Source organism: Nonomuraea sp. CA-143628 (genome assembly GCF_050942315.1).
In the GTDB taxonomy this organism is placed as follows: Bacteria; Actinomycetota; Actinomycetes; order Streptosporangiales; family Streptosporangiaceae; genus Nonomuraea.
This window is the reverse complement of record NZ_CP192072.1, coordinates 6,500,826-6,519,066: the sequence shown is the minus strand read 5'-3', so window position 1 is coordinate 6,519,066 and position 18,241 is coordinate 6,500,826. Positions and strand designations below refer to the sequence as shown.

10 protein-coding genes are annotated in these 18,241 nt (G+C 69.3%); 3 read left to right on the top strand and 7 right to left on the bottom strand.

Annotated elements, in window-relative coordinates; translation table 11 throughout:
* Positions 1–14 precede the first annotated feature (14 nt).
* The 5 genes from ACQP2T_RS29855 to ACQP2T_RS29835 form a co-directional block, all read right to left on the bottom strand.
* The gene (locus ACQP2T_RS29855) at positions 15–839 is read right to left on the bottom strand and encodes a carbohydrate ABC transporter permease (RefSeq protein ID WP_433519370.1); all 825 of its coding nucleotides are present in this window, start codon (positions 837–839) and stop codon (positions 15–17) included.
* Entirely contained in the window at positions 836–1,816 is a 981-nt protein-coding gene (locus ACQP2T_RS29850) for a carbohydrate ABC transporter permease (protein ID WP_433519369.1), read from the bottom strand. Before ACQP2T_RS29850 ends, ACQP2T_RS29855 begins: the two co-directional genes overlap by 4 nt.
* A 4-nt stretch (positions 1,817–1,820) precedes the next feature.
* Positions 1,821–3,281: an extracellular solute-binding protein gene (locus ACQP2T_RS29845; protein WP_433519368.1), complete on the bottom strand. Its 1,461-nt coding sequence runs from the start codon at positions 3,279–3,281 to the stop codon at positions 1,821–1,823.
* 38 nt (positions 3,282–3,319) lie between these two features.
* Positions 3,320–5,128 (bottom strand): endo-1,4-beta-xylanase, encoded by a 1,809-nt coding sequence (locus ACQP2T_RS29840; protein WP_433519367.1) that lies wholly within the window; start codon positions 5,126–5,128, stop codon positions 3,320–3,322.
* Positions 5,129–5,271: 143 nt separating this feature from the next.
* The gene (locus ACQP2T_RS29835) at positions 5,272–6,288 is read right to left on the bottom strand and encodes a LacI family DNA-binding transcriptional regulator (RefSeq protein WP_433519366.1); all 1,017 of its coding nucleotides are present in this window, start codon (positions 6,286–6,288) and stop codon (positions 5,272–5,274) included.
* Positions 6,289–6,580: 292 nt separating this feature from the next.
* On the opposite strand from ACQP2T_RS29835, the gene ACQP2T_RS29830 reads away from it, so the two are divergent.
* The gene (locus tag ACQP2T_RS29830) at positions 6,581–8,569 is read left to right on the top strand and encodes an MGH1-like glycoside hydrolase domain-containing protein (protein WP_433519365.1); all 1,989 of its coding nucleotides are present in this window, start codon (positions 6,581–6,583) and stop codon (positions 8,567–8,569) included.
* Between the two features lie 139 nt (positions 8,570–8,708).
* On the opposite strand, the gene ACQP2T_RS29825 is transcribed toward ACQP2T_RS29830, so the two are convergent.
* Positions 8,709–12,743 carry a glycosyl hydrolase 115 family protein gene (locus ACQP2T_RS29825; RefSeq protein WP_433519364.1) on the bottom strand — a complete coding sequence of 1,345 codons (4,035 nt, stop codon included), beginning with the start codon at positions 12,741–12,743 and terminating at the stop codon, positions 8,709–8,711.
* Between the two features lie 174 nt (positions 12,744–12,917).
* Here ACQP2T_RS29825 and ACQP2T_RS29820 point away from each other — a divergent pair, with 174 nt between their 5' ends.
* On the top strand, positions 12,918–13,916 hold the full coding sequence (locus ACQP2T_RS29820; RefSeq protein WP_433519363.1) for a LacI family DNA-binding transcriptional regulator: 999 nt from the start codon (positions 12,918–12,920) through the stop codon (positions 13,914–13,916).
* A 7-nt stretch (positions 13,917–13,923) separates the two neighbouring features.
* Complete coding sequence (locus ACQP2T_RS29815) at positions 13,924–17,199, top strand: glycoside hydrolase family 97 catalytic domain-containing protein (RefSeq protein ID WP_433519362.1); 3,276 nt, start codon at positions 13,924–13,926, stop codon at positions 17,197–17,199.
* Positions 17,200–17,217: 18 nt separating this feature from the next.
* Here ACQP2T_RS29815 and ACQP2T_RS29810 read toward each other — a convergent pair whose 3' ends face one another.
* Complete coding sequence (locus ACQP2T_RS29810; protein WP_433519361.1) at positions 17,218–18,093, bottom strand: helix-turn-helix transcriptional regulator; 876 nt, start codon at positions 18,091–18,093, stop codon at positions 17,218–17,220.
* Positions 18,094–18,241: the final 148 nt, after the last annotated feature.

Genomic DNA, 18,241 nt, shown 5'->3' with positions numbered 1-18,241 from the left:
GGGCAACCCTTCTGTCACTGTTTGACGGCGCCGGCGAGCCCGTTCACGAAGAACCTCTGCAGCACCAGGAAGATGGCGATGATGGGGGCGAGGGTGATGACGGAGCCGGCGCACAGCAGCGTCCAGTCGGTGGAGTTCTCGCCGATGAAGGCGTACATCCCGACGCCCAGGGTGCGCAGTTCGGGACGGGCGAGAGTGAACACCAGCGGGATGAAGAAGCTGTTCCACGCCGAGATGGCGGTGAACAGGCCGACCGTCGCCAGCATCGGCCCCGACAACGGCAGCATGATCCGCCAGAAGACCTGGTGGAAGTTGGCCCCGTCGACCCGGGCGGCGTCCTCCAGCGAGCCGTCGATCGCCCGGAAGTAGCCCATGAACAGGAAGGTGCCGAAGACGATCCCGCCGGCGGACTGCACGATGATGATCGACCACAGGCTGTTGAGCAGGCCGAGCGCGTTCATGATGTCGAAGATCGGGATGATGGTGTACCCGTGGGGCAGGAACACCGTCCCCGCCACCGCGACCAGCACGAGCCCCTTGCCGGGGAACTCGGTGCGGGCCAGCGTGTAGCCGGCCATGGCGGTCACCAGCAGGGTGATGACCACCGTGGCGACGGTGATGGTGAGCGTGTTGAGGAAATACTGGCCGAAGGACGCCCCCTGCCAGGCCTGCCCGTAGTTGGACCACAGCGGCGTGCCGGGCAGCGGGTTCAGGCCGCGGCCGAAGAACTCGTCGGTGCTCTTCAGCGAGCTGCCCAGTGTCCACACGAACGGGTACAGCCAGGCGATCCCGCCGAGGAGGAGGAACACGTGCGTCATCCACGGCGCGCGCCGGGTCATGCGCGACCTCCCCTGCGCTTGACCAGCACCCGCAGGAAGAGGGCCTGGGCCACGGCGAAGACGATGAGCAGCACCCCGTAGAAAAAGGAGGCCGCCGAGGCGAGGCCGACGTCCCGCTCGACGGTGGACCCGCCGAACCCGCCGAACGCCAGGTGGTAGATGTAGGTGTTCACGACCTCGGTGGCGAAGTACGGCCCGCCGTTGGTGAGCACCTGCACGAGGTCGAAGACCTGGAACGAGCCGATGACCGACAGCAGCACGATGACGACCCCCACCGACCTGAGCATGGGGACGGTGATGTAGCGGAAGCTCGCCAAGGCGCCCGCGCCGTCGAGCCGGGCCGCCTCGTACAGCTCGTCGGGGATCGTCTGCAGACCGGCCAGGAAATACACCAGGTTGTAGCCCAGCGTGTGCCAGATCCCGACCCCGATGATGATGAGCATCGCGAAATTCGGGTCGCCCAGCCAGTCCACGTATTCGTCGGTGAGGCCGATCGACATCAGGGCGTCGTTGACGACGTCCCCGAAATTGGAGAAGAGCAGCTGGACGACCACGCCGACGACCGCGGCCGACGTCACCACCGGAAGGAAGAAGAGCGTCCGGTACAAAGTCCGCCCGCGCAGCCGGCGATTGTTCAGCACGAGGGCGAGCGCGAGCGCGAGAACGAGCTGGACGGGCACCACGAGCAGCACATAGAAGAAGGTGTTGCGCAGGGCTCCCCAGAAGATGGAGTCCGTCATCACCCGGGAGAAGTTGGCGAGCCCGACGAAGTCGCCGGGCTCGCCGATCCCGTCCCACCGGTAGAAGGTGTAGCCGAGCGACGCGATGATCGGGTAGATCACGAACGCCAGCAGCAGCACCAGCATCGGCAGGACGTACAGGTAGGACCAGCGTGCCGCGGCGATCCGCTGCCGCAGGCGGGACGCCCTGCCCGCGACCAGCGCACGGGGCCGGCCGACCAGTTGGATGTCCGTCATCAGCTCATCCGCGCTTGGTGGTGTACGACTTGGCGATGTCCCAGTCGGCGAACACGTAGTCGTCCATGCTGACCTTCAGCCCCTGCCCGCGGGCCTTCGAGACGGCCTCGCTCAAGGCGCCGTTGAGGCGGTCCTCAAGCTCCTTGAGCGCCTTGGGCACGTCCTTGAGCTGGCCGGTGTAGATGCCGGCCGCGACGTCCGGGAGGTCCGGCTGAACCGGCGCCACCTCCACCTTGGCCAGCTCCGGGTTGCGGATGGCGGGCACCGGGCCGACGAGCGCCGTGCTCGCCATGGCCACGTACTGTTTGAAGGTCGGCGAGGTCACGCCCGCCGGGTCGTTGTTGTCGGGGTAGACCGACAGGCCGTAGCCGCCTTGCACCCAGCGCTTGCCGGCCTCGCGGCTGTAGAACCAGTCGAGCCAGGCCCACGCCTGGTCGGGGTTCCTGGCCTTGGCCGAGATGCCCATCAGGTAGCTGCCCGGGGCTCCGTAGAAGAAGCCCTGCGGGGTGCCGGTCGGCGACGGGAGCGTCATGAGGCTGTAGTCCTTGAATCCGGCCTCCTCCCAGGGCGCCTGGTTCCACACGCCGCCGACGATCATGCCGAACCGGCCCTTCGAGAAGAACGCCCTGGCCTGCTCGTCGGAGATGCTCATCGAGTTGGGGTAGATGAAGCCGCGGCTCTTCCAGTCGAGGAGGAGGGCGAGGAAGTCCGCGTAGTTGCGGTCGGTCCCGTACGTCCATCTGCCCGTGCGGTAGTCGACCGACTGGGTGCCCCCGGGCGATCCGGCGCCCCGGCAGAACAGCTCGATCAGCCACGGCAGGGCACCCTTCTGCGCGTTGCCGAAGCCGAGCCCGAAGACCTTGCCGCCGCTCTTGCTGGTGATCGTCGCGGCGGCGCGGGTGATGTCGTCCCACGTCTTCGGGATGAGGACCGTCCCGTCGGGGTTGGTCAGGCCGGCCTCCTTGAAGACGCCGTTGTGGATGTAGAGCTGCAACGCCGGGGCCAGGCCGCTGAAGGGCGCGGAGTAGACCTTGCCGCCGAAGACGTTGACGCCCTCGACGAAGCTGTTGTCGGGGAACCTCGACCGCCACTCCGGGGTGGCCCACTTGTCCAGCGGCATCAGCCAGCCCTCGCCGACGTGGACCTCCAGTTTCGGCTTCGTCGGCAGGAGGAAGACGTCGGGGGCGGTGCCGCTGCGGAAGGCCAGCGCCACCAGGTCGAGGTACTTGTCGGTGACCTGGGTGGTCTTCTTGATCGTGGCCTTTCCGTTGGCCTGCTGGAAGAGCTTGATCTCGTTGTCGACCCACGGCGCCTGGCTGACGTACCAGTCCCAGTACGCCAGCGTGGTCCCCGACGCGGGGGCGGCGTCCTTCCCGGAGTCGCCGCAGCCGGCGAGGACCGTGGCCCCGCCGGCGGCGACGGCGGCCCGCAGGAGTTGCCGGCGGCTGAGCTGAATGGCTGACATGGACTTTCCTTTCGATGAACCGGCTCGATGTGCTGAGGTCAGCCGACGACCACCGTGATGGCCTTGCCGGCGATGGTCGGCATCGAGACGGGTACTTCCTTGGTGACGCCGCCGGCCGTGACCTTCACCGTGTAGTCGCCGAGGAAGCCGCGCACGGTGGCCGAGCCGGTCGCCCCGGTCGTGGCCGACGCCTTCGTCAGCCACTTGCCGTAGATGAGGTCGCGCCAGGCCAGAGCGTTCGGCTTGGGCGTGTAGTCGGTCCGGAACAGGGCCCGCTTGGGATCCCAGGTGTCGCCCTCCCAGAACCCGAACGTGCTGACCCCGGTGACCTGCGGCATGCTGAACATCAGGGTGAGGAAGTCACGCGTGTAGTCGGCCTGGAGCTGCTCGTCGGTGGTGCCGACGTCGAACTCGGTGATCGCGATCGGCAGGCCGATCCCGCCGAACTTGTTGATCAGCGTGACCAGGTCCGCGGGAGGGGTGAGCTGCTCGCCGGAGAAGTGCCCCTGGATGCCGATCCCGCCGATGGGCGCTCCGCCGTTCTTCAGCGAGGTGGCCAGGGCGGTGAACTGGTCCTGGTGGCGGACCTCCGCCCCGTTGTCCTCGATGATGTCGTAGTCGTTGAGATAGAGCTTGGGGCCCGCGTCGGCCTGCCGGGTCAGCCGGAACCAGCGGTCGATCTCGCCGTCGCCGAGCACGTTCTGCACGTCGTGGTTGGCGTACGGCTCGTTGACCACATCCCACTCGTCGATCTTGCCCGCCAGCGTGCTCGCCTCGTCGGTGATATGGGTGTCGATCCTGTTCCGCAGCGCGGCGGGGTCGCCGCGCAGACCGCAGACGTCGGCGGGCATGTTGCCGCACGAGGGCCAGATCAGGGTGTGCCCGCGGACGAACAGGCCGTTGTCGCGCCCCCACTGGAGCGCGGGAAGGGTGTAGGTGTTGCGCTCGGTCAGGTTCTCCCAGTGGTTCCACTTGAGGTTGTTGCCGAGCGTGAACTGGTTGAAGTTGGCCTTCAGCGTGTCGCGGTATTTCTGGCCGGCGGTGTTCTGGGTCATCAGGCGGATGCCGTCCGCGGCCGAGCCGAACTTGAAGGCGTGCTTGGTCATGTCCGCCTGGACGGTGGCGCCGGGGACGAGGTGGCCCTGGGAGTCGACGACCTTGATGTAGAGGTTGCCCTTGCGATTGCGTTCGATGCGGTCGTCGGCGGCGGCCCGCCACGAGGCGCCCGCCTCTCGACCGGCGTAGGTGGCCTGCGGCCAGCCCGCCGGGGTTCCGGGGCCGTACCGCAGCACCGACACACCCGCGATCTGCAGCACCTGCGGGCCGTAGCCGAGCCAGAAGTTGATGCGGACCTGCCCGGCCGCGTAGTCGGCGGCCATCCGGAACGGCAGCTCGAACCGCTGCCAGACGGATCCGAACTTCATCGCCGCCTGGCTGGACTTGCTGTAGCTCCCGCCGTTCTGCTCGAACACGAAGTGGGCCAGACCGGATCCGGACGGGGTCGGCGTGACCGACCGCGCCCAGAAGGTGGCCAGCATCGCCTCGTCCTTGACCGTGGGCTGCGCGGACGGGACGCCCACGCCCAGCGAGTACTCGCCGTCCAGGCCGGGCGAGCTCGGCTGCCCGGTCACCGTGATCTGGAGGGCCTTGTCGAAGTCGGGCTGGCCCTGGACTGTGACGATCTTCGTCTGGGGCGCCGGGTTTCCGGTGAACTGGGTGAACGACGCGAGGACGTCGGCGGGCATGACCTCGGTGGGGGCGGCGGCGGCCGCGGGCGCCGTCAGTCCCAGCGCCGCGAGCAGCGCTACGGGAATGGCGGACGCCAGCGTCTTCGTGAGGCGACCCATGGGCAGGGTCCTTTCTTACGACGGGCAGGGGGGGATCGCGACCGGTGCCCCAGGGGCGCCGGTCTGCGCTTCGTCGATGTGAAAGTGGATGTGAAAGGCGAAGTGAAAGTCGAGTCGAAGTGAATAGCGATGGGAAATGCGCGTCAGGCCGGAACGGGACCCGTGCTGTCGCGGACGATGAGAGCGGTCGGCAGGTGGATGCGGGTGGGCGGCGGCGGGCCCTCACCGGAGACGATGGCGAGCAGCATCCGGGCCGCCTGCTCGCCCATCGCCTCGAACGGCTGGCCGACCGTGGTGAGAGCGGGCTTGACGTGCGCCGATGACGGTATGTCGTCGAACCCCACCACGGACAGGTCCTCGGGCACCCGCAGGCCGCGGTCGGCGGCGGCCTCCATGGCGGCGTAGGCGGTGACGTCGTTGTGCGCGAACACCGCCGTCGGCCGGTCGGCACGTCCCAGCAGCTCGCGCACCAGCTCACGGGCGATGGGGGGCTCGAATCCGCTCTGCGAGGTGAGCGAGGGGTCGATCGGGACCCCGGCACCGGTCAGCGCGTCCTCGTAACCGCGCTGCCGGTCCTGGCAGCACGGATACGTCATCGGCCCGGCCAGCGACGCGATCCGCCGGTGACCCAGGTCCAGCAGGTGGCGGACGGCGCCGTAGGCGCCCTCGTAGTTGTCGGCCTCGACCGAGGGCAGGTCGAAGTGGGAGCCGAGGGTGTTGATGAGGACCACGGGCACCCCCTGCTCATGCAGGTCGAGCAGGGGTTTCATGGGCTGGTCCTGGTTGATGACCAGGACCCCGGCCGACAGCCCCGAGGCGAGCATCCGGTCGATGACCGGCCCGTAGTCGCGGTCGTTGGTGCTGGTGTAGAGGATGATCTCGTACGGCGTGCGCTCGATGACGGAGGCGACCCCGAAGTTCAGCGGGGCGACCATCCGCCACGTCAGCCCGGGCACGATCATGCCGATGAACGGCGGCCGCCCGCCCTTCGCCAGCGCGCTCGCGGTGGCACTGGGCACGTAGTTGTGCCGGGTGATCACCGCCAGCACGCGGCGCCTGGTGGCCGGGTCGACCCGCGGGCTGTTGTTGATCACTAGTGACACCGTCGATTTCGACACGCCTGCCAGGCGTGCGATATCGCGGATCGTGATTTTCTCCATGCACGTTCCTCAGCTGCGCCCGGCCTTTTGTCAAACCGGTCCAACGCTTGCCAGGACCGTAACGCTGGACCGGTTCGATAGCAATACCTGAATGAAAAACAGGCGTAACTCGGCGGTAACTCTTGCGATGGATAAGGGCCGGTGTCAGCATCGGTCACGAGACGCCGGATCTCCGGGCCGACGCACTGATCGGCCGACGCGCCGACTGACGCGCCGACCGGCCGACGCTCCGACCGTCCACGCCCTTCGGGCACGACTCCCCCGACAGCCACGTCAGGCAAGGGATTGACGCATGCCTTATTCCGTTGACGAGTTCGCCTTCGACCTGCGCCAGAGCGTGGCGCCCGGTCACACGTGGGTCACCAGCGGCTGGACCACGGTCCACGCCCCGCCGGGATCGGTGTGCGGGGTCGGTGGGTGGTTCGCGCCGCCGTACGCGGCGCCCGACGCCGGGCTGGCCGTCGAGCTGGAGGTGGACGGTCACCGGATCACCGACGGCGCGGCGCCGGGCGTGGCCGGGGTGGGCCTGCTGCCCGCGGGCGGCACCTGGTGGCCCGGCCGGATCGTCAGGCACGGCACCTACCACCGCCGCCACGACCAGGACGGCGAGCCGATGTCGCTGCGCGTCCTGAGCACCCTCACCCCGCTGCACGGCCAGGCCGGATTCGTCCTGGAGGTGGAGATCACCAACCGAGCCGGACGGGACGTCACGGTGACCCTTCACCCGAGAGCCGACCCCGGCGGCCCCCGCCGCGTCCCGCTCGCCGAATGGGGCTGGGTGCCACCCACCCCCGGCCCGAAGGCCGTGAGCACGGGCCCGTGGACCTGGCAGGCCGGGGACGTCACCATCGAGCTCACCCACGAGGGACTGCGCCAGGACGTCCCGGCGGGCGGGACGGCGGTGTTCGCGCTGGCCGTCCGCGCCGGCGCCGGCCGGCCGCCCGGGCGGCCACGGGAGCTGGCCGCCGAGTCCGCCGAGCGGTCAGAGCACCGGCTGGCCCGGGCACTGGCGCGCGTGCCGCGGCTGACCAGCGACATCCCCGGGCTGGCCGCGTACTGGCGCGGGTCCCTGGCCAGCGGGCTGGTCTGCCTCTGGGACAACCCCGGCTTCATCACCTCGCCCTTCGTGGCCACATCCGGCGTCGACGGCGGGGCGCTGTGCGCCTACGCGTGGGACACCGGCGGGTACGCCCCCCACCTGCTCACCCTCATGCTCGGCGAGGACACCACCGGCGTCCTGGAGTCGATCATGAAGGTGGACCTCACCCGGCACTACGCGATCGCCCCCGACGGCACGGGCCTCGGCGTCCCGTACGCCTACAGCGGCTGGTCGCTGGTCACCCTCGCCACCGCCGTCGCCGCTCACCACGGCATCTCCCCCGCCCTGGTCACCCAGCTCCACGACCTGGTCGAGGGACTGGACGCCCGATTCGCCCCGGCGGGGGCACTACGCGACTACGGCGACCAGTACAACCTGCTGGAGATGCGCAGCAGCGGCTGGGAGCACGTGGTCGCCAGCCCCAACGCCGAACGCGCCTGGTGCCTCGATCGGCTGGCCGAGCTGTCCGAGGTGTCCGGCGCGCGGCTGCCGGTGGGCGACCTGCGCTCGCGTGCCCGCGCCATCAGGGACGCGATCGCCCGCGAGCTGTGGGACGAGCAAGAGGGGTGGTTCCGCTGCCGCTACCCCGACGGGCACTCCGAGCTCGTCCGGCACGTCCAGGCGTTCGACGCGATGCGCAACGGCGCCTGCACACCGGAGATGGCCGAGGCCATGCTCGGGCGGCTGCGGAACGGCTCGTTCCTCGCGCCGTACGGCGTCAGCGCCGTCGCCTCGGACGATCGGCTGCACTACGAGCTCGGCGACACCGACTGGTCAGGCGGCGGGGCGTACACGGGAGAGGGCCCGCAGCTGGCCCTGACGCTCTGGGAGCAGGGCGAGGCGTCGCTGGCCTGGGACGTCATGCGACGGCTGCTCTGGATGGGGCGGCACTTCCCGTACTTCCCCCAGGACCACTACTGCGACCGCCCGGCGGCGGCGCCCTCGGGCCGCCGGGTGAACATCGTCGCCGGGCTGGCCGGCGCGGAGGCCATCCTGACCGGCGCGGCGGGCGTGCGGTTCCGGCTCGACGGCAGCCTGGTCGTCGAGCCGGCGGTGCTCCCGGACGGGGACGTGGAGCTGACCGGGCTGGCCTACCGGGGGCGCGTGATCGACGTCTCGACCGCTTCAGGTGCGGTCACCGTCGACGGCCGCCGCCGGAAGGCCGGCGAGGTCATCGAGTAGAGGTCATCGAGTAGAGGTCATCGAGTAGAGGTCATCGAGTAGAGGTCGTCGAGTAGAGGTCATCGAGTGACTCCGGCTACAGGCGCGGGCACACGGCGGGGGCCGTCGCGGTTGGTGGCGGGGCCAGGATGTCAGAGCCTCATGAGGCGCTCGCTTTCCGGCCGCTGGGGGTCTGGAAGCCGGTCAGGCCGGGTGTGTCGTCCGTGGTCAGGACGATCTGGTTGAGCACCAGCCCGGCCTCACGAGGCGCCAGCGAGATCGTGTGCTCGCCCGGCCCGAGCGCCAGCGCGGCCGCGGCGACGCTCGTGCTGCCGTACCACGTCTCGAACCCGGTCTCCGGCCCGGACTTGTTCGACTGGTATCTCCATTGCCCGTCGACGAACACGTGGTAGGAGTCGGCGTCGGCGTTCGGGTTGCTCGTGTTGACGAACAGGTAGTACGTGCCGCCGGTCTGGATGTCGACGGTGAAGTCGAGCCGCGGTGGTGCTCCCGCCGCGGAGCTCCCGTTGACCTTCTGCGTCGGGCCGGCCTTGAACAACGCCTCGGCCTGGGCCGCCGTGGTCGCCAGCCACTGCGCCTTCGCACTGGCGTCGGCCGGCGGGACGACCTGGAGACCGTTACGGGCCAGCGCCCAGCCGTGCGTGCCGTTGTTGCTGTCGACCGCGTTGGCGGCGGCGCTCTTCTCCAGCGCGTCGGCCGCGTCGAAGACGACCGAACCGTTGCGCTCCAGATAGGCGCCGACCGGCGCCCCCGCGGCTCTGCCCACGGTGACAGGCGCCACCCAGGCCTCACCGCCGCCGGCGGTGATGGACAGCTCGGCCTTCCCGGTGCGGTGTCCGGTGACCTGTACCTGGCCGTCCTTCACCGCGACCGACGCGGCGGTCTCGTTGTCGGACTCGGCGGCCGCCACATTCCGTACACCCGTGATCGTGCTCGTCTCGCCCACCGAGGTCTGGATCGCGGGCAGCCGCCGGAGCTTCGGCATCGCGTCAGGAAGAGGCGCCACGGTGGCCTTCTGGGGTGCGGCGATGTTGTTCGGGCTCTCGGGCGGGCCGACCAGGCCGTCGCCGGCCGCGCCGGCGCGGGTCTCGATGATGATCCGGTCGAAGAGGATCGCCGCGTCCGAGCGGTAGACCACGAGGTCGTGCCACCCTGGTGCGGTCACGTCGATGGTGAAGTTCAGGGGTTCGATGCCATGCATGATGTTGAAGCCCCAGGGGCTGGTGCTCGTACCGGCGACGGAGTTGCCGCGCAGCAGGCCGGGCGCCTGGTCGTCGAGCCCGATCGCCGTACGCGCGGTTCGCGGCGTGCCGTTGTCCTCTGTGCCTTCGTTCAGGGTGGGAACGCGGTAGAAGGTCCCGGTGAACTTCCCGGTGGAGGTGAAGTAGACGCGGTATCTCAGGCGGGCGGTCGTCTCGAAGGCGGAGTCGACGCGGGGCGCGATCTCCGGGAAGCCGCCCATCGACGCCCCGCGCTGACCCACGCCCTCAAGGGGGGCCCACCGGCTCCCGTCGGTGCCGGGCACGTTCTCGGCGAAGTGCTCCGCCTCGAGGGCCACGTATCCGCTGGCCTCCAGGTGCCCGCGCTCGGCACGGCGCAGGTCCACGGCCGCCCGCGCCGCGTCGACCGTGAACGTCGCGACCGGGTCGCCGACCTTGGCTCTGTTGACGGCGTTGAAGACCCGGATCGTCCCCGTCGCGGCCGGGTGGTTCTTGGCGACGGTCACCGTGACCCGTTGCTCTGTCGCGGTCGTGCCCGAGCGCTGGGAAAGGGTGATCCACCGGGCGTCCGCCTCGGCGACCCACTCCTGCGGTCTGGACACGTCGTCCCGGGAGAACACGTCGAAGAACCGCTGGTCGTCGGGCGCGGCCGAGTTGAACGTCAGCGTGCCACGGCCAGCCTCCTTGCTCCCCTCGGCGGCGGCGCCCACCGCGTCGGCCGGTGTGGCCACCCGGGCATACCGGTCGTTGGTCAGCATGACGGTGCCCTCGTTCGGGAAGCCCTCGGGATGGCTGTGGCCGATGGCGTGGTCCCACTTGCCACCGCTGATCGTGTTCCAGTGGTCCTCGTCGGTGAAAACGCGCTCACGGGCCTGCTTCGAGAGCAGCTCGTAGCTGCCCGCGCTGGCGTAGCGGCCCTGGGCGGCGGCGAGCTGGTTCTTCCAGTAGTAGCCGATCTGCTCGGCCATGTTGCGGTAGGACCGGACCCGGTAGAGCGCCTGCTGATAGAAGGCCGAGCGATAGCGCGGGTCGAGCTTCGCGGAAACGCCTTCGAGAATCGCCACCAGTTTGCTGGACTCGTTGATGTAGCGCTGGAGCTCATCCCCGTCCGAGGTCGCGCTGAGCGGGAAGACCTGGCCGTTGTGGATCCTTCCCGAGCTCGCGTTGGAGGAGTTGATCTCCCCCCAGAACTCGGCGCGCTTGGTGCTCTCGAGCGCGTCGAACCTTTGCAGCGCGTCGGTGACCACGGCGGCGTCGTCGCCCTTCAGCCGGAAGTCCTCCCGCACCTGCTCGGTGAGGAATTTGCTCCCGATGTTCGTGTCGTCATAGCCCTTGACGTCCCACGCGAGCTTGGCGAACAGGTCGAGCTTGATCTCGCCGGGCTTGATGTCCCCGACGTTGAGGATCCAGTAGCGCCCCGCGCCGGAGTTCCACGCCCGGTGCAGCTGCTGCACCATCAAGGACATCGGCGTGGAGTTCAGCCATAGGTAGCTCTTCGGCTCGCCCCAGTAGGAGATGTGGTAGTAGACGCCGTTCCCGCCGGACCGGGCGGCTTCGGCGCGGGTGGGCACCTGGCGCAGGTAGCCCTGGTTGTCCTCGGCCCACATCAGGGTCACGTCGCCGGGGATGTAGTTCTTCAGCCCGGCGTTGTAGAGATCGTTCATCTCCTTGTAGGGGATGAAGACCTGCGGCACGGCGTCGGCGCTGCCGTAGACCGCGGCGATCAGCTTGCGCTGCTCGCTGATGACGTCGGCCAGCATCTCGATCTTGTCCTTGAACCCGTACGGGTTGCCGGGGGTGAACACCGGATCGCTGTCGTGCACCCCGCGGATGCCCAGGGCGAGGATGTTCTCGAAGCCGGAGTTGGCGACCACCCGCTGGCGCCAGTACTCCAGGATCGCGGGCTTGTTGATCGAATAGTCGTAGGCCGCCACCGCGTCCGCGCCCTTGATGTCGAGCGCGTCCTTGTTGCGGTCGTACCACTGCCGCCACTCCCCCTCGTTGTTGCGCAGCATCAGCTCCGCGTGCGAGGAGGAGGCGACCACGCCGAACGCCGACGCCTCGCGAGCGTTGATCGGAGTCCCGTTGTCGTACGTCCCGGTGTCGGTGACCGCGTTGAACGCCCTCGAGGCCAGGTGCATCGCCGGCCATAACGTGTTCAGCTTGAGCCGCAGCATCAGCTCATAGACGTGCCGGTAGTAGTTGACGTCAGGTGTGCCGTTGCCGGTGGGGAACTTCTTCTTCGCCCACACCATGGTGCGTTCTTCGTCGTTGATGAAGATGCCGCGGTACTTGACGTCCGGCCCGTCGTCGACCCGGGCCTTGCCCTTGACCTCGATGTCGTCGCGCCGCTTGACCGGCATGTCGCTGTACCAGTACCACGGCGAGACGCCGATCTCCTCGGAGATCGAGTAGATCCCGTAGATCGTCCCGCGGGCGTCGCTGCCCGCGACCACCAGTGCGTTGCCGACCCCGGGGACCGGGTTCTTGATGGTCTTGGTCGCGTACGCCTCCCACTTGCCCTTGATTCCGGCGGCCTCGTCGAACTTGCCGGCCGCGACGATCGCGTCGATCAGCCGGCTCTGACCGATCTGGCCGACGATGATCGCGGTCTTCTGGCCCGCGGCCTTGGTCAGCAGGGCAGGTAACTTGCGCTGGTCGGCCTTCGCCAGCCGCGCTTCCCTGGCCGGTGTGTCGTCGACGAACAGGCTCTGCACCTCGCCGGGATCGACCGCCCCGGTCACCATGGCGACATCCTGGCGCAGGTCCTGGACCGCGCGGCGCACCTGCGTGTAGTCCCGATCGGCGTGCTCGCCGCCATAGGACGGGTCGATCAGGATCGGAACGGTCGTACGCCCGTCGAAGATGGTGAAGTCGGTCGATGACGCCTGCGCCGGCGTCACCCCCACCGACATCAGCGACGCGCCCAGCAGGGCGCCGATCGTCACAGCCACGGACCATCGCCTGGCCCGACCCGCGATGTGCTGCAGTCTCTGTCCGGGCTGCGACATCCCTCGCTCCTCTCGCCCGACACGGCATGATGCGGCCGGCATGATCGGAAGGTAGATAGCACACGACAATTTCTGCAAGGTGTTGCCAGAATTTCCATCGCGTGACTAGATGCGTTCGTGGAGCCCACGATCTTTGACGTCGCGCGGGCCGCCGGCGTGGCCGCGTCGACGGTGTCCCGGGCGTTCAACAAACCCGGCCGGGTCAACGAGGCGACGCGACAGCGGATCATCGCCACCGCCGCGCGGCTCGGCTACCAGCACAGACCGCAGAACCGCGCTCTCGCGGGTGTCCGCCACCGCACCGTCGCCATGGTGCTGTCCGACATCACCAATCCCCACTTCTTCGAGCTCATCCGAGGCGCGGAGCAGCGCGCGAAGGCATCCGACGTCACGCTGGTGATCGTCAACGCCGAGGAATCCCGGCGCATCGAGGAGAACCAGATTCGCGGCCTGGCCGCCGGCGTGGACGGGTTCGTGCTGGCCTCCAGCCGGCTCGACGACGAGGTCCTGCGCGACCTCGCCAAACCGCATCGGATCGTGCTGTTCAACCGAGAGCTGCCCGGGTTGACCAGCGTGACGTTCGACACCGGCGCCGGCTGTCAGCAGATCCTGGAGCACCTGGCCTCGCTCGGGCATCAGGGCATCACCTACTGCGCCGGGCCGCCCAGCTCCTGGATAGGCGCGGCGCGCTGGGCCGCGCTGAGCGCCGGGGCCGAAGCGCACGGTCTGACGGCACACCGGATCGGTCCGTACGCCCCCAACGTCGCGGGCGGCGGGGCCGCCGCCGACGGAGCACTGCGTACCGGTGTGACGGCGGTCGTGGCTCACAACGACCTCCTGGCGATAGGAATCATCCGACGTCTGGCCCAGCGCGGTGTTCGAGTCCCGGCCGACATCAGCGTGATCGGGTTCGACGACATCTTCGCCGCCGACTTCGTCCATCCCTCGTTGACCACTCTGGCCGGGCCCGGCTCGCATGCCGGTCGGCTCGCGGTGGAGCTCCTGATCGAGCAGCTCTCCGCACGGTCACCACGCGAGGGCGAAACGATCCGCCTGCCTACCGAGCTGGTGCTCCGCGAGTCGTCCGGCCCGGCGAAGTGCCTTCCCAGCGAATGAGGTGCGCATGAAGCGAGCGGACGCGGCGCGGGGAACACTCCTCGCGGCGACGATGGCCGTCGTCATCTTCGGAGGTAGCGCGGCGGTCCCCGCCCAGGCCGCGGAGCCCACCCCCGGCGCCCTGGCCGAGGTCCCCGAGGCGGGTGCTCAGGTCGTGTCGTCGCCGGACGGAGATCTGCGGGTCGCGGTCACCACCGTGGACGGGCGGCTCACGTACAGCGTGAACAGCCATGGCAAGGCTCTCGTCGGCGCGTCAGGGCTCGGCCTGGATCTCGCCGGACGCCCCAGCGTCACGCGGGGCATGAGCATCGCGTCCGTCGAACGGCGCACGATCGACGAGACGTGGAAGCCGCTCTGGGGGACATCGAGCAAGGTCAGGAACCACGCGAGCGAGCTCACCGTCCACGCGGTCCAGGCCGGCACGGGGTTCAGGCTCGATCTGGTGTTCCGGGTCTTCGACGACGGGGTCGGCTTCCGTTACCACTTCCCGGGCCAGAGCGGTCTGGACGCCTACACCGTCACCGCCGAACAGACCGAGTTCGCCCTCGACCCCGCCGCGCGGAGCTGGTCGATCGCCGCGGGCAAAACCTGGTCCGCCGACGAGCAGCATTACCGGGACCTGCCTCTGTCCGGCGTCTCCACCGCCCAGACCCCCATCACGGCCGCGCCCGCCGCCGACTCGTACGTGGTGGTGCACGAGGCCGACCTGACCGACTACCCCAGCATGACGCTGAAGGCGGTGCCCGGCCGGCCCGGCGTGTTCTCCAGCGACCTGATCGCCCTGCCCGACGGCACCAAGGCCAGGCTGAACGGCGAGTTCGCCACGCCCTGGCGCACCCTGACCGTAGGTGAACGGCCCGGCGACCTGGGCGAGTCCCATCTGATCGAGAACCTCAACGACGCGTGCGCGATCTGCGGCGACACCTCCTGGATCAAGCCCGCGACGTACGTGGGCGTCTGGTGGGAGCTCCAGCGCAGGCAGACCACCTGGACCGCCGGGCCCAAGCACGGCGCGACCACCGCGCGGGTCAAGCAGTACATCGACCTGGCCAAGCAGGCGGGCGCGAAGTTCGTGCTGGCCGAGGGCTGGAACACCAACTCCGGCGGCTCCTGGTCGGGCCAGGACTTCCTGACCCCGCAGGCCGACTTCGACCTGACCGAGGTGCTCCGGTACGCCGCCGCCAACGGCGTCGGGTACATCGCCCACAACGAGACCCGGGGCGACATCGACTACTACGACCAGAACCTGGAGAAGATCTTCTCCCGGTACGAGGAGCTCGGCATCCACGCGGTCAAGACGGGCTACGCCACGAAATTCCTGCTCGGCGGTGTCAACCGCAGCCACTACGACCAGGAGGCAGTCCGCCACTACCAGCGGGTGATCGACGCGGCGGCCCGGCACCGCATCACGATCGACGCGCATGAGGCGATCAAGCCCACCGGCCTGGCGCGCACCTACCCGAACATGATGACGGGCGAGGGCGTCGCGGGCATGGAGCAGCAGAATTACATGGGCGTCAACGGCAACCCGCCGGCACAGGCCACGATCCTCCCCTTCACCCGATTCATCGGAGGACCCGCCGACTACACGCCCGGCGTCCTGAACGTCACCTGGGACCCGGCCCGGCTCGGCACCCGCGTCCAGACCACCTCGGCCGCGCAGCTCGCGCTGTACCCGACGTTCTTCAGCCCGATGCAGATGCTCGCCGACACCCCCGAGAACTACGCCGCCCATCCCGAATTCGCCTTCCTCAAGAACATGCCTGCCTCGTGGGACGAGACCCGCGTCCTGGACAGCGTCATCGGGGACTACACCGTGACGGCCCGTCGCGACGGCGGCACCTGGTACCTCGGCGCGATCACCGACGAGAACGACCGGACCCTCCAGGTCCCGCTGTCCTTCCTCCCCTCGGGCACCTTCGTGGCGGAGACCTACGCCGACGCCCAGGAGACCACCTGGAAGGGCGACCCGCTGCCCGTCGAGATCCGCGAGACGCTGGTCCGATCGTCCACCCGGTTGTCCATGTCGCTGGTCGCCGCCGGCGGGCAGGCCGTCAGGATCAGACCCGCGACCGGCCGGGACCTCGACCAACTCCCCTGGTACGCCGGCCCCCGTGCCGGCTACGGCGCCCCCGAAGCGGTACTGGACCCGGCCACCCAGCAGCTCACCGTGCAGGCTCCCCTGACAAACAAGGGCAGCACGGTGGCCGAACTCCAGGCCCGGCTGTTCATCGACGGTCGCGCCGCGGGCCAGGTGCGGAGCGTCCGCGTCGCGGGCGGCGGAACCCGGACCGTCGAGTTCGTCCTGCCCGCCGCCGAGGTTCCCGACCAGGACTTCCGCATCGTCGTGGGCGCACCCGGCGGCGAGCGCGGCAAACCGGTTCTGGTGACGCAGCCGCGCTCGCTGCTCGACCTCGTCCGGAAGCTACGGAAGTCCGGCGGGATGACGTCGTCCGCGATGGCGCTCCTCCAGCCGGCGATCACCAGCGCCGAGGCCGCGCTCCGTCAGGGCGACGTGATCGGCCGTCTCCTGAGGCTCCAGGAAGTACGGCTGGCACTGTACGGTCTTCCCCTCGCCGAGGTGAGCGCGCAAGCCCGAACCGCCATCGACGACCGGCTCGCCGCCCCGCTCGGCCCTCCGCGGGCACTGTTCGCTCTCGCGCTGAAGGTGCGGCTCGCGACCGACGCGGGAGCCCTCGACCCGGTGCTGTCCGGCAGGCTCGGCACCGAGGTCAAGGCCTCGATCATCGCCGCGGCCGCCGACGACCCGGCGGGGATGAGGGAAGCGCTCAACCGGTTCACGGCCCTGGTCACGGCCGCGCCGATCCCGGCGGACGTCGCGGCCGACCTGCTGGCCGTCAGCGGAGTGCTCGCCACCGGGCCCCGCAGGGTCGAAGCGGAATCCGCGCAGCTCCTCAGCGGCGCGTGCCTGCGTACCGACCACACCGGCTACACCGGCACCGGCTTCGTGGCCTGCATGAAGACCAAGGACAGCGGCGTACGGTTCAACGCCCCGGTCACCGTCGGCGGCCTCTACACCCTCCACCTCCGCTACGCCAACGCCATGGGCACCACCCAGACCATGACGCTGAGCAGCGGCACCCAGTCCAGCCGGCTCAAGCTCCCCACCCTGGCCAACTGGGACACCTGGTCGGAGCACCAGCTCAGCCTCCCCCTTGCCCCGGCCACCCCGCTCACCTTCGCCTTCGGCCCCGACGACAACGGCAACGTCAACCTGGACTCCATCACCCTCGACCCGAACCCCGGAGTGATCCACCGATAATCCGACGGCCGCGCCGCTTTACTTGCTTTCGTTCACCCGGGACGGGAGCGTGCCCGCGGCTGAGCTCCAGTTGCCGAGGATGCGCAGCGCGTCGTCGGATGGCGAGCCCTTCTTCGCGGCGTAGAGGAACAGCTGCTGGTCGGGCTCGCCGGGCACGGGAAAGGTCTCGTACTCGATCTGAATGCGGCCGACGAGCGGGTGCAGGAGCTGCTTGCTGCCGAAGGTGCACTCGTAGACCTTGTGCTGTGGCCACCACTTGCGGAAGTCGTCGCTCTTGACCGTCAGCTCGCCGATGAGCTCGTTGAGCTTGCTGTCGTTGGGGTGGCTGCTGGAGTCGCGGCGCAGGATCGAGCTCATGTCGGCCGCGACCAGGTCCCACTCGAGGTAGAAGGCCCGCGCCTCCGGAGCGAGGAAGGCCCAGCGGGCGAGGCTGCGCGCCAGTCCCGTTTCCTTGGTGAAGTCGTGCAGCAGTGCCTTGGCGAGGTCGTTCATGGCCAGGACTTCCATGCCGACGCCGAGCACGAAGGCGGCGGTGTTGTCCATCTGTTCCATCAGCTGGCGCAGCATGGGGCGCACCTTGGCGCTGCGCTGCTGCCGGGCGGGGCGCCCGGTCGCCGGCGAGAACAGCGAGAACAGGTAGTTCCGCTCGGTCTCCGTCAGCCGGAGGGCGCCGCACAGGGCGTTGACCACCGCGTCGGAGGCGTGCTTGATGCGCCCCTGCTCCATGCGCGTGTAGTAGTCCACGCTCATTCCCGCGAGCATCGCCACCTCGTCGCGTCGCAGGCCCGGCACCCGGCGCGTGGCACGCCCGGCATCGCTGAGCCCTACATCGCGCGGACTGACCCGGGCGCGTGCCGCGCGCAGGAAGTCGGCCAGGGTGGCTGTCGTGTCCACTCCCCCAGTATCCGCTGCTGGGAGCAGGTCTGGGTAGGACAGCGTTTCCTAGGCAGAGCGTGGCCTGCTTCAGCCTCCCACGGGCCCTTGCGGCGGGGTTGACTCTGACACGCCGGCAGAAACCGCCGCCGGCCGGAAACCCAGCAGC